The organism is Klebsiella sp. WOUb02 (genome assembly GCF_050058015.1).
GTDB lineage: Bacteria > Pseudomonadota > Gammaproteobacteria > Enterobacterales > Enterobacteriaceae > Klebsiella.
On sequence record NZ_CP170106.1, the window covers coordinates 65,599 to 79,820 of the forward strand.

16 protein-coding genes are annotated in these 14,222 nt (G+C 57.8%); 2 read left to right on the top strand and 14 right to left on the bottom strand.

What is annotated here, in order from left to right; all coding sequences use genetic code 11:
* The first annotated feature begins 13 nt into the window (after window positions 1-13).
* Window positions 14-1,054 carry a permease gene (locus ABOC21_RS02375; protein WP_426812307.1) on the top strand — a complete coding sequence of 347 codons (1,041 nt, stop codon included), beginning with the start codon at window positions 14-16 and terminating at the stop codon, window positions 1,052-1,054.
* Window positions 1,055-1,104: 50 nt separating this feature from the next.
* On the opposite strand, the gene dolP is transcribed toward ABOC21_RS02375, so the two are convergent.
* From dolP to ABOC21_RS02395, 4 genes are read right to left on the bottom strand one after another with little or no spacing between them, the layout of a single operon-like run.
* Window positions 1,105-1,680 carry a division/outer membrane stress-associated lipid-binding lipoprotein gene (dolP, locus tag ABOC21_RS02380; protein WP_041147374.1) on the bottom strand — a complete coding sequence of 192 codons (576 nt, stop codon included), beginning with the start codon at window positions 1,678-1,680 and terminating at the stop codon, window positions 1,105-1,107.
* 9 nt (window positions 1,681-1,689) lie between these two features.
* The gene (gene diaA / locus ABOC21_RS02385) at window positions 1,690-2,280 is read right to left on the bottom strand and encodes a DnaA initiator-associating protein DiaA (protein ID WP_041147373.1); all 591 of its coding nucleotides are present in this window, start codon (window positions 2,278-2,280) and stop codon (window positions 1,690-1,692) included.
* 23 nt (window positions 2,281-2,303) lie between these two features.
* Complete coding sequence (locus ABOC21_RS02390) at window positions 2,304-2,690, bottom strand: YraN family protein (protein ID WP_426812308.1); 387 nt, start codon at window positions 2,688-2,690, stop codon at window positions 2,304-2,306.
* Entirely contained in the window at window positions 2,648-4,783 is a 2,136-nt protein-coding gene (locus tag ABOC21_RS02395) for a penicillin-binding protein activator (RefSeq protein WP_426812309.1), read from the bottom strand. Before ABOC21_RS02395 ends, ABOC21_RS02390 begins: the two co-directional genes overlap by 43 nt.
* 63 nt (window positions 4,784-4,846) lie before the next feature.
* Between ABOC21_RS02395 and rsmI the strand changes: the two genes are divergently transcribed.
* Window positions 4,847-5,710, top strand: coding sequence for a 16S rRNA (cytidine(1402)-2'-O)-methyltransferase (rsmI, locus tag ABOC21_RS02400; RefSeq protein WP_426812310.1), 864 nt, complete (start codon window positions 4,847-4,849; stop codon window positions 5,708-5,710).
* 50 nt (window positions 5,711-5,760) lie between these two features.
* Here the strand turns inward: rsmI and ABOC21_RS02405 are convergent, their stop codons facing one another.
* The 10 genes from ABOC21_RS02405 to agaW all read right to left on the bottom strand — a co-directional run bounded on the left by ABOC21_RS02405 (window position 5,761) and on the right by agaW (window position 14,221).
* The gene (locus ABOC21_RS02405) at window positions 5,761-6,471 is read right to left on the bottom strand and encodes a galactosamine-6-phosphate isomerase (protein WP_426812311.1); all 711 of its coding nucleotides are present in this window, start codon (window positions 6,469-6,471) and stop codon (window positions 5,761-5,763) included.
* Window positions 6,472-7,263 carry a PTS galactosamine transporter subunit IID gene (gene agaD / locus ABOC21_RS02410; RefSeq protein ID WP_095099821.1) on the bottom strand — a complete coding sequence of 264 codons (792 nt, stop codon included), beginning with the start codon at window positions 7,261-7,263 and terminating at the stop codon, window positions 6,472-6,474.
* Complete coding sequence (gene agaC, locus ABOC21_RS02415; protein WP_426812312.1) at window positions 7,253-8,050, bottom strand: PTS galactosamine transporter subunit IIC; 798 nt, start codon at window positions 8,048-8,050, stop codon at window positions 7,253-7,255. Before agaC ends, agaD begins: the two co-directional genes overlap by 11 nt.
* Window positions 8,051-8,102: 52 nt before the next feature.
* The gene (agaB, locus tag ABOC21_RS02420) at window positions 8,103-8,579 is read right to left on the bottom strand and encodes a PTS galactosamine transporter subunit IIB (RefSeq protein WP_426812313.1); all 477 of its coding nucleotides are present in this window, start codon (window positions 8,577-8,579) and stop codon (window positions 8,103-8,105) included.
* A 66-nt stretch (window positions 8,580-8,645) separates the two neighbouring features.
* A complete protein-coding gene (gene kbaY, locus ABOC21_RS02425) occupies window positions 8,646-9,524 on the bottom strand; it encodes a tagatose-bisphosphate aldolase subunit KbaY (RefSeq protein ID WP_426812314.1) in 879 nt (292 codons plus the stop codon).
* A gap of 12 nt (window positions 9,525-9,536) precedes the next feature.
* Window positions 9,537-10,691 (bottom strand): SIS domain-containing protein, encoded by a 1,155-nt coding sequence (locus tag ABOC21_RS02430; RefSeq protein ID WP_426812315.1) that lies wholly within the window; start codon window positions 10,689-10,691, stop codon window positions 9,537-9,539.
* Window positions 10,692-10,991: 300 nt separating this feature from the next.
* The gene (gene nagA, locus ABOC21_RS02435) at window positions 10,992-12,125 is read right to left on the bottom strand and encodes an N-acetylglucosamine-6-phosphate deacetylase (RefSeq protein WP_426812316.1); all 1,134 of its coding nucleotides are present in this window, start codon (window positions 12,123-12,125) and stop codon (window positions 10,992-10,994) included.
* Window positions 12,122-12,556, bottom strand: coding sequence for a PTS galactosamine/N-acetylgalactosamine transporter subunit IIA (gene agaF, locus ABOC21_RS02440; RefSeq protein ID WP_426812317.1), 435 nt, complete (start codon window positions 12,554-12,556; stop codon window positions 12,122-12,124). The genes nagA and agaF overlap by 4 nt, the downstream gene beginning before the upstream one ends.
* 17 nt (window positions 12,557-12,573) lie before the next feature.
* Complete coding sequence (gene agaE / locus ABOC21_RS02445) at window positions 12,574-13,452, bottom strand: PTS N-acetylgalactosamine transporter subunit IID (RefSeq protein WP_426812318.1); 879 nt, start codon at window positions 13,450-13,452, stop codon at window positions 12,574-12,576.
* Window positions 13,442-14,221 carry a PTS N-acetylgalactosamine transporter subunit IIC gene (gene agaW, locus ABOC21_RS02450; RefSeq protein ID WP_426812319.1) on the bottom strand — a complete coding sequence of 260 codons (780 nt, stop codon included), beginning with the start codon at window positions 14,219-14,221 and terminating at the stop codon, window positions 13,442-13,444. Before agaW ends, agaE begins: the two co-directional genes overlap by 11 nt.
* Window position 14,222: the final 1 nt, after the last annotated feature.

Below are 14,222 nucleotides of genomic sequence, written 5' to 3' on the forward strand. Positions count from 1 at the left end.
GCTGGGGAATGCTATGACTGGTCAGTCTTCATCTCAGGCGGCACCATCTTTTCAATGGTGGAAGCCCGCGCTCTTTTTTCTCGTCGTCATCGTTGGTCTGTGGTTTGTCAAATGGCAGCCCTATTACGGTAAGGCTTTCACCGCCGCAGAAACGCACAGCATTGGTAAATCTATTCTGGCCCAGGCCGATAGCAATCCGCTAAAAGCCGCGTGGGATTACGCGCTGGTCTACTTCCTGGCGGTCTGGAAAGCGGCGGTGCTGGGCGTGCTGCTGGGGTCGCTGATTCAGGTGCTGATCCCGCGTAACTGGCTGCTGCGCACCCTCGGGCAATCGCGTTTTCGCGGTACGTTACTGGGAGCGATTTTCTCTCTGCCCGGCATGATGTGCACCTGCTGCGCCGCGCCGGTGGCTGCAGGCATGCGTAAACAGCAGGTGTCGATGGGCGGCGCGCTGGCGTTCTGGATGGGTAATCCGCTGCTGAACCCGGCGACGCTGGTGTTTATGGGATTTGTGCTCGGCTGGCAGTTTGCCTTGATTCGTCTGGTGGCCGGCCTCGCGACCGTGCTGGTGGTGGCGACGCTGGTACAAAAATGGGTTAAAGAGGCTGCGACTCAGCCGGCGCCCGTGCCCGATCTTTCTCCACAAATAGCCGAGGGCGGTTTTTTCAGCCGCTGGCTACGGGCGCTGTGGACGCTGTTCTGGAACACAATCCCGGTCTATATTCTGGCGGTGCTGGCGCTGGGCGCCGCGCGCGTCTGGCTGTTCCCGCACGCCGACGGCGTGGTCGGCAACACCCTGTTCTGGGTCATTGCGATGGCGCTAGCCGGCTGCCTGTTCGTTATCCCGACGGCGGCGGAGATCCCTATCATACAGACCATGATGCTGGCGGGAATGGGGTTTGCGCCAGCGCTGGCTCTGCTGATCACCCTGCCTGCGGTCAGCGTACCGTCGCTGATTATGCTGCATAAGGCGTTTCCGGCGAAGGCCCTTTGGCTGACCGGCGGGCTGGTGGCGCTGTGCGGCGCGGTTGTTGGCGGGCTGGCGTTACTCTGATGGTTCTTCCGGGCTACAAAGCACAAGGTTTGTAGCCCGGGATGCGGTGCTTACTTGAGGTAGGTAAACGCGGTGGTGACGCGAGAAACGCCGCTTACCCGGCTGGCGATATCCGCCGCCGCGCGACCTTCGCGGTCGGTCACCAGCCCCATCAGGAACACTTCGCCGTTCTCGGTCGTCACCTTCACGTTGGAGGATTTAACCTGGTCCGTGCCCAGCAGCTGGGAGCGAACCTTGGTGGTAATCCAGGTATCCGAAGAGGCGGTCCCTAAGCCTATCGGCTGACCCTGACGCACTTCATTAAAGACTTCCGTGGTTCCTTCGACGCCCATCGCAATTTGCTTCGCGCGCGCGGAGAGATCGGCCACCGGAGATTGACCGGTCAGCAGCACTTTGCCCTGGTAGGCGGTGACGTTAATGCGGGCCTGTTTCTTAATTTGTTCATCTTTCGACAACGCGCTGTTGACGCGTAGCTCAAGCGTACTGTCATCGACCTGGGTGCCGACCGTCCGCGGGTCCGTTGCGGCTTTGGTGCCGACCGCTGCCGTACCGACGACTGCTGCGGCAACGCATCCCTGAAGCAGCAGCGCAGAAAGAAGGATGGCGAGGGGCGAGAGAGCCTTCATGTGTTCTCCTTATTCGTCCTGGTGTGGAAAAAGCGTGTTATCAATCAAATCACACAGACAGTTGACGGTAAGCATATGCATTTCCTGAATACGCGCGCTGCGATGTGAGGGAATGCGAATTTCGACGTCCTGCTGACCCAGCAGGCCGGCCAGCTCACCGCCGTCATAGCCGGTTAACGCAACGATGGTCATATCGCGAGTGACGGCCGCTTCAACGGCTTTCACGATATCCCGACTATTGCCGCGGGTGGAGATCGCCAGCAGTACGTCGCCGGCGTGCCCAAGCGCGCGCACCTGCTTGGCGTAAACCTCGTCATGCAGGCGATCGTTGGCTATTGCCGTTAAGACCACATTATCGGTATTTAGTGCAATGGCGGGTAAACCAGGGCGTTCCGTTTCGAAACGATTGATCATGCTGGCAGCAAAATGCTGTGCGTTGGCGGCTGAGGTGCCGTTGCCACAACAGAGGATTTTGTTGCCGTTGAGGAGTGACTGCACGAGGGTCATCGCCGCGCGGGAGATGGCGTCCGGGAGTGCTTCCGCTGCTGCAATTTGGGTTTGAATGCTTTCAGTGAAGCAGGCTTTAATTCTATCGAGCACGGGATCCCTTAAATTCGTTTACGCTATTCGCCAAAGGCGTTTTTCAGCCATTGGATGTCGTTTCCGGTGAAGGCTACCACATCGAAACGGCAATCCACAGTATCAAAGCTCCCATTATGTCGGGAGAGCCACAGACGCGCGGCATGGAGGAGTCGTTGTTGCTTTTTCAGCGTGACGCTGGAGGCGGCATCACCGTAGCCTGCGCTACGACGATAGCGCACTTCAACAAATACGGTAACCGCCCCGTCGCGCATAATGAGGTCAATTTCGCCGCCCCGTTCGCGGGCGTTGGCGGCGATAAAGCGCAGTCCCTGACTTTCCAGCCAGCGGCGGGCCTGGGCCTCCCAGGCGTCGCCGGTTTGTTTGGTTAGTTGGCTGCGACGATCTGTCCGCGCTGGTACTTGAGCCATGACAGTTTCCTGTTGATCACGCACTCCTGCGTGGCCGTCAGATCGCCGGTGTTACCGTTCAGCTCAAAGCCCGGTACCTGACGTATCTGCGAGAAATGGTTGGCCAGCGACCAGGCGTCGGCGCCCATCGCGTACAGGCGCGCCAGCGAGTAGTCGTTACGCACGGCGGACAGCGCCTGCTGCATCAGCGCCGGGTTGCTGCCGGCCAGCATTGGGATCTCGCTGTACTGCAGGCCGTCCATCTCCAGACGGAAATCCGGGCCCGCGGTGCCCTGGGCGCTGCGGGAGCTGGCGTACAGCGTCACGCTGCTTTGGCTGCCGTTGCGCAGGGCAATCATCGGCTTGATATAGCCAATTTGTTCCGGCGTGGCGAGGATCCAGGCGGCATCGACGCTGCCGCCGCTGCTGACCGGCACGTCGCTCGGGTTGCCCGGCGCGCTATCCTGGGCGGAAGGCAGGGTGGAGACCGGGCTACCGGTCAACGAGATGCCGCTGTTGACGCTGGACTTCAGCTCGGAGGTTGAGCCAATACGCTGTTGTAAAACTGTACCGCCGCCGATCTTCAGCCACTCGTTGGCAAAGGCGCTGACCACGCGATCGCCCAGCGATCCGCGCGGAACGAGCAGCAGCGGAGTCTGTTTGCCCTGATCGTGAATATGGCGTGCCGCATCGCGCGCTTCATCCTCCGGAGAGAGGGCGAAATAGCAGATATTGGCGCGATTCTCGACTTTTTCCGGCTGGTTCAGCGCGAGGACGTTCAGCGAGGTGTTGCTTTTAATGACCTCTTCGACGTTGTTTTTGAGCAGCGGCCCGACGACGATGGTCGCGCCGTCCTGCTGTACCTGGGCCAGCAGCTGGCTCATCGGCTGGCTGGTGGTGTCATAGATTTTCAGTTCGGCGGCCGGGTTCGCCGGGGTTGAGGCAACCGTCTGGGCCTGCGGCGCAGCCACCGGCGGCTGAGCGGCGTCGGCAGGGGCGGCGCTGGCGACGGCTGGCGTAGCGTCCTGTGCGGCCGCCGGATCGGCGGCGGGTACCGCGGTTTGTGCAGTGGTCGACGCCGTCGCCGGCGGCGTTGCCTGGTCCGCTGCCGGAGTCTGTACCGGCGCCTGAGCGGCGTTTGCGGAGGTGAGATCGCTGGTTTCCGCCTGCGACGGGCTGATCACCTCGTCACCGGCGGCGTTTGCAGCCTGCGCGACCTGTGCCGGCACCGCGCTTCCGGCAACCGCCGGGGCGCCGTTTTTCGCCGCCTCAAACCCCTGCTGGATCGTGCGGCCAAATACCGCGGCCTGGCCGTTTAACGGTAGCAGCAGGGCGATTTTATTGGTTGATGCCGGCTTATAGTTTTGCATATTCACCAGCGCCGTCGGCAGCATCTTCGCGCCTGGGTTCTGCGGGTAGCGGGTCTGCCAGTCTTTGACCCCGGCTTTAAGCAGGGTCGGATCGTTACGATTATCAAACCACATGCGCTGCAGATCCAGCCAGCCCTGCAGGACGTTCTCGTCGGCATTGATAACCAGCGCGTTGGCCTGATCCTGGGTCATCGACGTCAGCGCTTTCCAGGTTTCGTCAATATTCTTCTGCTGCTGTTTCGGCTGGCTTAGCAGCGGCTGCTGAGCGATAAGCGCGCGCAGCAGAGTAATCGACGGGCGTCCCTGGCTGGTATCGATTTGCGCCTGCCAGTAGCGGGGCTGCTGGTTGGTCTCGAAACTTGCCGGATCGAGCTTGCTCAGCAGCGCCTGAGCGCCCGGGATATCGTTCTGAGCCAGCTTAACTTCTACCGCCAGCAGCGACTGCTCGCGAGCCTGCGTTTTGTCGAGATTAGCCGGCAGCCGGTTGAACAGATCGATGGCCTGCTGCTTTTTGCCTTCCTGCAGCAGTGCACGAATGGCGAGTAATTGCCAGTTGGTCTTGCTATTATTCGCGCTTTGCTGCATTTGCTGTAGGTAGTAACTGGAGTTTGCCTGTGCCGTGCCCTGTAAAAACGCCGTGCTTTGATCCGGAGTATGGGTGCCGCAGCCAGCGAAGAGCAGAGCGGCCAGCAGTACGGGCAGACAACGCGCGGGTTTAGAACGAAGAAATGTTGACGGTACCATATGTATCCAGTGATATTTTTTTGGCTCAATGCTCAATATTAATTCGGCAATACGGACGAGACAATGAAACAACACGAATCAGCAGATAATTCTCAGGGGCAGCTCTATATTGTGCCCACGCCGATAGGAAATCTGTCTGATATCACGCATCGCGCGCTGGAGGTGTTGCAGGCCGTTGATTTAATTGCTGCTGAAGATACCCGCCATACCGGTTTACTGCTCCAGCATTTTGGCATTAACGCGCGATTATTTGCCCTGCACGATCATAATGAGCAGCAAAAAGCTGAAACCCTTCTGGCAAAGCTGCAGGACGGGCAAAACATCGCCCTGGTCTCCGATGCCGGGACCCCGCTGATCAACGATCCCGGCTATCATCTGGTGCGCACCTGCCGCGAAGCCAATATCCGCGTGGTGCCGCTGCCGGGTCCGTGCGCGGCGATTGCCGCATTGAGCGCGGCGGGCCTGCCGTCGGACCGTTTCTGCTATGAAGGTTTTCTGCCGGCAAAGTCGAAGGGGCGTCGCGATACGTTGCAGGCGCTGGAAGAAGAGCCGCGGACGATCATTTTCTATGAATCCACCCACCGCCTGCTGGAGAGCCTGGAAGATATCTGCACGGTGCTGGGAGAGTCCCGCTACGTGGTGCTGGCGCGCGAGCTGACTAAAACCTGGGAATCGATCCACGGCGCGCCGATCGGCGAGCTGCTGGCGTGGGTGAAAGAAGATGAGAACCGCCGTAAAGGCGAAATGGTGCTGATCGTCGAAGGGTTTAAAGCTCAGGAAGAGGCCCTGCCAGCGGACGCGCTGCGTACGCTGGCCCTGCTGCAGGCGGAGCTGCCGCTGAAAAAAGCCGCCGCGCTGGCCGCTGAAATTCACGGCGTGAAGAAAAACGCGCTGTATAAGCATGCTCTGGAGCAGCAGGGCGAGTAGGTTGCCCTGTATTCAATAAGCCGGGCGGGAGCAGCGCCGCCCGGCTGATCCTACATTGCGCAGTACAAACAGGCTGCCTGCGGGTGTAGCCACAGGAACGATGCCGGAACGCGGGTTGATACCTTTCCTTCTCTCAACGCGGCGAACGCCTGCTGTTTTCCCTCACCGGCAACCAGCAGTAACACCTCTTTTGCCGCCAGAATATCCCTAAGACCGAGGGTGATCCCCTGCTCGACGGGCGCTGATGTCTGTTTCAGCATATCGTGCAGGCGGGTGCGCTCATCGAGATAGGTAATATGGCAGGCGGGCTCCAGGACGTCGTCGGGTTCGTTAAGTCCTAAATGGCCGTTCTTACCTATCCCCAACAGGCAAAGGTCTAAACCGCCACAGCGCGCAATCTGTTCAACAACCCGCTGGCATTCCTGTTCGTCAGCCTTATCGGAAGTAAACGCAATATAGCGATCGGGCGTGACGGCGAGCGGCAGGATAATCTGCTGCCGCAAAAACGCTTCGCAGGTCGCCGGGTTATCGGCCGATAGGCCAACCCATTCGTCGAGCTTCACGAAGATGACCCGACTGGTATCCACTTTTTGTGCCAGCGCCTTTTCAACAAACATTTGATAGGCCAGCAGCGGCGTCGCGCCCGTCGCCAGACAAATCACCGCGTCGGGCTTACGCTGAATGAGCGCCAGCAATCGCTCGCTAACCTCCTCACTCAGCGCACGATAGTCGCTCAGTTCCTGAAACGTCATCCTGCTCATTTACAGAATCCCCAGCGCGGAACCCAGAATCGCCAGTACGAAGGTGACGGCAATCAGCAATACAGGGTGCGCTTTTTTCACCCGCAGCAGGTAATACATCAGCAGGGTGTAGCCCATCGGTAAGATGTTGGGGAACACCTTGTCGAAAAAGTCCTGCTGCAGCGCGACGTTATGCGTGGCGTCGATGGCAAAGGTAGTGACGACGTTAATATGCACGTAGGACGCAATCAGGCCGCCAATTACCGTGATGCCAAGTATCGTCGCCGAGCGGGCGATCATCTGCGAGTTTTCCCGCACCTTGTCTATCGCTTTTATCCCCACCGAATAGCCGACATGCGTCCAGCCCACGCGCAGGAAGAAGATGGCAAGATAGACCGCGAAGAACAAAATAGGCCCCAGCAGGTTGCCCTGGCTGGCGAAGGAGGAGCAGATCCCGGCCATAATCGGCAACAGGGTGAACCAGAATATTGCGTCGCCGATGCCGGCGATAGGTCCGAAAAGCGCGACTTTCAGCCCTTTGATGGTGCTGCGGTCTTCGCCTTTTTCTTCCATTGAAATCAGCAGACCCATCAGGAAGCCTACCAGGTTCGGGTGCGTGTTAATGAATTCCAGATGATCCTTCATGGCGGCGCTGAGGCCTTCTTTGTCGCCTTTGTAGATCTTCTTCAGGATCGGCAGCATTGCCCACGTAAACCCACCGGCCTGCATACGCTCATAGTTAAAGCTGGCCTGAAGCAGAGAGGAGCGAAACCCCAGGCGAGTAATATCTTTTTTACTGATTTCAGATCCCATTGCTGTAATCCTCTGCATCGTTTTTCTGGGTTGTCGCCTGGGCGGCATTTTTAGCTTTGGCATTAAAGAATTCATAGACCGCAAATCCGGCGCCTAATACCGCAACCGGCAGCAGGTTACTGACCTGGATATAGCATACGAACAGGAAGCCGGCGATGAGGTAAGGGATGTACTGGGCTTTGAACATGACGCGTAGCAGTAGGCCAAAACCTACCGCGGGCAGTATGCCGCCGGCGACTTCAAAACCGTGCGTCAGCCAGGCCGGCATGGCTTTTACAAGCGCCTGCATCGCGCCCTGCGCAAGATAGGTACAGAGAAAGGCGATAACCGCATAGGAGCAGGCGACAATGAGCGTTGTGGTCCAGTTAAGACGGGAAAACGCCGCCGTATTAGCTTCTTTCGCGCACTTATCGGCTTTTGCCATAAAGAGCGAAAATGCCGAGTAGAAAAACAGAATGACGTACTGCATCAGCAGGCTAAAGGGCAGACCTAAACCAATTGCGGTTTTCGCGTCCACCCCGGTTGTCCAGGCGATGACGGTCGTCATTACGCCTGCCATAATAGGGTTCGGCGGCTGCACGCCCCCGGCAGGGGTCAGACCGGCAAAAGCCAGTTCGGTGAGGCCGCCGGTGATCAAACCGATATGGATATCGCCAAGGATCGCCCCGGTAAGAGTACAGACGATAATCGGACGAAAAAGGAACAGTGCTTCCAGCCAAAAATCTATCCCAAGAACAAAAACTAACGCGGCTAGGGATATGCCCTGAATGAGTGTAATTTCGTGCATTTTGTTGCCTCGTAATGGTGACTTTAGCTATTAGAATATCGAGACTCTGCAATTAATCAGGAATGCCCTCTTTCGCATCACCAGGAACGTCCTGAATAAATAGATTGACGCCGCTGTGCTTGATAAATCGCAGATCGTCTAAATCACTATCATCGACATATACCTTGCTGCTGATCTGTTTTTTCCCCTCCGAGAAATGCATATTTCCGACATTGACGTCTTTCAATGACAGGCCGCCTTCGATCAGCTTTCTGACAATGGCCGGAGTGCGGCAGATGAGAAAAATCTTCTGATGAGGAGCCGCCTTCGCAATGATCGCGATTGTTTTCTCGATAGAGAAAAAACGAATGCCGAAGCCATAGGTATCAGCGGTAATACCCATAAGCTTTTGCTGTATATCGTCATTTGCGACGTCATCATCGACGACAATCAGTAAGTTAGCGCCAATGGTTGATGTCCATGTGACGCCAACCTGGCCATGTACCAGGCGGTTATCAATACGGGTTAATAAAATATTTGGAGTACTCATATTAGTAATTCCTGCCGATATAGGCTGTGAGTTACGCGTTGTTGAAATAATATAATTATGTTTAATTTACGAAACGGATGGCGAACAGGTCACTAATTTATTCGCGGAACCGCAGACGTTGATTTTGCTTTTTACCACTTCTTTCATGGCATCCATCCCGACACGCATGTAATAGCGTGGGTCATTACCATCAGGATGTTCGCCAAACCACTGTTTTACGGCGCCGGAAAACGCAATTTTCAGCTCGGTTGCCACATTGACTTTGCAGACCCCGAGTTCGATGGCGCGACGCACATACTCATCGGGCACATCGCTGGCGCCGTGGAGTACCAGAGGAACGTCGACCACCTGACGAATTTCGCCCAAGCGCTGGAAGTCGATTTTTGGCCGTTTGGTATAGAGCCCGTGTGCGGTACCGATAGCTACCGCCAGGCTATCAACGCCGGTAAGCTCGACAAAGCGTTTTGCCTCCTGCGGGTCGGTCAGAAACGCGCTTTCCGCATCCACGCTCATGTCATCTTCCATGCCGCCCAGGCGGCCGAGCTCAGCCTCAACGCTGCAATCATGCTGGTGGCAGAATTCGACGACCGATTTCACCAGCTTCACGTTCTCATCAAAGGGGAAGTGGCTGCCGTCGATCATCGCGCTACGCACGCCGGCGTTGACTTTGCGGCGGATATCGTCCAGCGATTCATGGTGATCGAGATGCAGCGCCAGCGGCATGTCGTAGGTGGTGGCGTAGGCGCTGCACAGGGCGTAGATCTCCTCCAGCGCGATGTGCTTAAAGGTGCCCGGCGTGCCGGCGAGGATCACCGGCGATCGCATGGCGCTGCAGACTTCGAGGATCGCCTGGATCGTTTCGGCGTTATGAATGTTAAATGCCGGCACCGCATAGCCTTTTGCCTGGGCATCCAGAAGGAGATATTTAGTTGAAATAATGCTCATGATGCGATCCTCTTACGCCTGCCATGGATGAATAACGACGCCCTGTACCACGCGGTTAACCGTTCCGCTAGCGGATGGGGTGTCGGGGGTATTGCCAACGCTGATGGACTGCGCGAGGGCGAAGACCTGGGCATACATCAGGAAACAGAAGGCCAGCTCGACGTCGTTAAAAGCGCGGGAAGGCGGCAGCAGAATGTGCGGACCCGCTTCGATAACGGCATTTGACTCATCGGTAATCGCGACAACGCGCATCGCCTGGCGATCGCGGCGCAGCTCGGCCAGCAGATCGAGATCGTACTGCCGGGTATAGGGATGGCTGGAGACAAAAACGACAACCAGCGTTTCGTTATCCACCAGCGATTTCGGCCCGTGGCGAAAGCCGGTTGGGGAGTCATAGAACGCCGCCAGCTTACCGGCGGTTAGCTCAAGGACCTTGAGGGCCGACTCGCGCGCCGCGCCCTGTAATCCGCCGCTGCCGAGATAGACGATCCGTCGCCACGGCTCATTGCCAAATACGCTGTCGCTAAATTCGCCGAGCGAGGTGAGGATCGTCTGACAACGATCCGCCACGTCGCGGAAGGTCCTGCTGCCGATCGCTTCGGGCGCGAACACCGCAAGGCAGCTCGCCATCATGGTGGTAATACTGCTGGTCATCGCAAAGCCGCGGTCGTGCGTTTCTTCCGGCATCAGCAGGGCAAAGGCGTTATCGCTGTTTACCGCGTTTTGATACAGGCTGCCGGTTTTATTACAGGTAATCGACAGGTGGTAACAGTCCGGGACGAACTGATTGGCCAGCTCTACGGCGGCGACGCTCTCCGGGCTATTGCCGGATCGGGCGAAGGAGACCAGCAGCAGCGGGTGTCCGGCGTTCAGATAGTCCATCGGATTGGTTACCAGATCGGTCGTTGGCACCGCGCTGATGTTTTTTCCGGTATGGCGCGATAGCCAGGGTGAAACGATCTCGCCGATAAAGGCGGAGGTTCCCGCCCCGGTCAGAACAATTCGCAAATCGTCTTTACGCAGCAACGGCGCGAGGAAGTCGTCGATAGCCGAACGGAGATTGTCGATGTTGGTCAGCGAGCGGATCCAGTTGGCGGGCTGTTGACGGATCTCGGCTTCTGTCCAGGTGCCGGTCGCGGCGGAGGTAGCGGTATAGGTTTCAGGCATAACTCAGTCCTTAGTCGTGTGAATTCCACATCAGACGCTGGCAAAATTGTCGCTATCTTTCGTTTCGTTTCACTTATTCATGTAATCATTTAAATAAAATCTATATGAAAGAAATCGAAAGTTCAATAAAAGAAGCAGGAAATAAAACGAAAATTGTGATCGGAAAGCAATGAGTATGCCTATCTTAATGATAAATAATGTTTTTAATTAAACAATCGCAAGGAGTTATGCTATTTTCGCAAGAAAAAGAAAGGCCTTGCGCGCTGAAAGCGAAGGCCAACATGACACATAATGAAAGGGCTAAAGGGGGAGAGCCTGGCCCTGAATCCAGATTTGCTGAAGGTGTAGCCGGTCGTTAAGCGCAATAATATTCGCGCATTTCCCCGTGCGTAACGATCCCAATCGGTCGTCGATCCCCAGCAGGCGGGCGGGGTGCAGCGAAGCCATATGGATGGCATCTTCCGGCGCAGCGCCCGCCAGCTCGACCATGTTGCGAACGGCCGCATCAAGCGAGAGCGTACTGCCTGCGAGGCTACCGGAAGCCGTTCGTACGATACCGCCGCGCATCTCCACCGCTGCGCCGCAGAGCGAATAGCGGCCATCGGGCATACCGGCTGCCTGCATCGCATCGGTAATCAGGACAATACGTTGCCCGGCGCAGCAGCTGCACAGACGCATGGCGGCGGGATGGACATGATGCCCGTCGGCAATAAGCTCCAGCCACGCCTGCGGCGTGGTGAATCCGGCGCCGACCATGCCCGGCTCCCGGTGATGTAAGCTGCTCATCCCGTTGTAGCAGTGCACCAGCCCGTCGGCGCCGGCAGCGAAGGCGGCGCAGGTCTGTTCATAGGTGGCGGCGCTATGGCCCAGCATCACCCGCACGCCCTGCCGTTTAATATGATGAATCGCCGCTATTGCCCCCGGCTTTTCCGGCGCCAGCGCCACCACCCGCAGGGTTTGCCGCGAGCGGGCAATGAGCGTATCCAGCTCGGCGACGTCCAGCTCGCGGAACAGCTCTGGCGGATGGGCGCCTTTATTCTGCGGAGTGAAGTAGGGGCCTTCCAGGTAGCTGCCCAGCACCTGCGCGCCGGGGCCACCGGAAAGCACGCGCCGGGCGATGCGTTCCAGCGCGCCGTGGATGGTCGGCAGCGGCGCGGTGACGGTGGTCGGCAGCCAGGCGCCGACCCCCTCGCGCGCTTTATAGATTGTCAGCCTGTCGAGCGCGTCCGGCGTTTCGTCCATCACATCAATACCCGCGCCGCCGTGAACGTGAATATCGATGTAAGCCGGGCAGAGCAGGTCGGCGTCGCGAGCGGTTACGCCAGCGGGAATCGGTTCGACTGCGGTGATGACGCCTGCTTCTATACGCAGCTGATGATCGGCAAACCAGCCCTGCTCGGTCAGCAGGCGTCTGGCGCGCAGAATCTGCGTCATATCCCTTCCTCTATCGGTTTGTCTTCGCGGCAGCGCGCGAGCTCGTCGACCAGGCTGGTTAACCCGCGGTGCCCGCACTCCAGAGCCTGCAGACGAAACGCCTCGCCGTTCAGGCCCTCGCGTTCCAGCACCATTTCCAGCAGCAGCTGCAGATTGGTACCGGTGATCACTTCCCTCCCTGGTTTTTGCATCGCCAGCGTTGAGGCCACGCGAAACGGCGTCCCGCCCAGCAGGTCAGTCAGAAAAATGATATCGTCTTCAGCGTCCAGCTGGCTCAGCGCCAGCTCAAGCTGCGAGGTGAGCAGCGCGGTGGTCGAGGTCTCCGGAAAATCGATAGCGATAAACTGCGACTGCTCGCCCAGTATCTGTTTCATCGCCATTGCCATACCGCTGGCAAAGCCGCCATGACCCGTCAAAATAATACCTAACATTGCATACCTCTTTGTATTTACAGGAAGTGGCAGAATTTACCCACGACACCCAGTACGACGGTGAGCGCGATGAGCCGCAGCGGGCTCCAGCCGCGGCGCACCAGCCAGAACATGGTCAGGGTATAAACCAGCGGTAGAAACGCCGGCATCAGCTTATCGATAACATCGGTTTGCAGTTTCACCACCGCATCACCCGCGGCGATCTCCAGCGTAGTGCTGAGGCGAACATAGGTTGCCACCAACGCGCCGATCACCGTCATCCCGACGATTGACGCCGCGTGTCCGACCTTTTTGGTATTGGCTTTAATCAAAGGGATCGCCGCTACGCCCATACGATAAGCATAGTGCGCAAGGCCAAAGCGCAATCCGAGATGCACCACGTTAAACAGCACAATAAACACCACCGCCCCGAGGATAGAACCTTGCAGCGCGAGGCTGGCGCCAATGCCACCGCAAATCGGCAGCAGCGTCAGCCAGAACATCGCATCGCCAATCCCGCCGAGCGGGGCGCCGACGGCGATTTTAGTGCTCTGGATGCTGTTGACGTCCTGTTTGGAGCGCTCCATCGCAAGGATGATGCCGATGACAAAGGTCACCAGGAACGGGTGGGTGTTGAAGAACCCCATATGACCTTTCATGGCGCGTGCCAGGTCGCGTTTGTTGGTGTGGATCTTTTTCAGCGCCGGCAGCAGACCGTACAGCCAGCCGGACGCCTGCATACGTTCGTAGTTGAACGAGGCCTGCAGAAGCATAGAGCGCCAGGCGACGCGGTTAATATCTTTTTTCGTCAGCTCCGCGCCGAGGGTCTGCTCTTCGTAGACGTTTTCATTCACGCCGGAAAGCAGCGTCTCTTCGGATGCGGAGACGACTGGCAGAGTGGTTTGATTAGATGCCATCTTCGAATTCCTCTTTCTGTGCCGCCGGCGCCGCCGGTTCCGGAGATTTGCGCAGCAGGTCAATAAGCGCCATCGCCAGCGCCGCGGCGGCAATCGCCAGCACCGGTAGCTTCAGCCAGGCTGCGGCGACAAAGCCGATGATAAAGTAGGGGATGTAGACGTTTTTCATCATGATTTTCAGCAGCACGGCGAAGCCGATAGCCGGCATGATGCCGCCTGCCACGCCGAGGCCGTCAATCAGGCGCTCCGGTAGCACATCGATGGCGGTTTTCGCATGTTCCGCACCGAAATAGATCGGCAGGAAGGCGCAGAGAATATAGAAGATCCCTAACGCCAGCAGGGCCAGATAGTTCACCCGCTCAATACCCCTGGTGTCGGCGTTGGCCGCCATCCGGTCGCAGCGGGACATCACGCCGGACATCACCGAGAACAGGAAGGTGATCCCCATCTGTACCGCGACGGCGAAGGGGACGGCGACGCCGACTGCGACATCAGGCTTCACGCCGGTGGTAATGGCAAAGGTGGTGCCGACGATAGTGCCGATAATCACGTTTGGCGGCTGGGCGCCCGCCAGCGGAGCCAGCCCCATCCAGACCAGCTCCAGCGTGCCGCCGGTTAAAATACCGGTATGCAGATCGCCCAAAATCAGGCCCACCAGCGGGCCGAGGACCACCGGACGGTGCATATGGGTTAACCCGTTGAACATATCCAGGCCGGCAATAAAGGCAAGAATGCCTAGTGCAAAAGCCTGCAACAGACTGATTTCCATT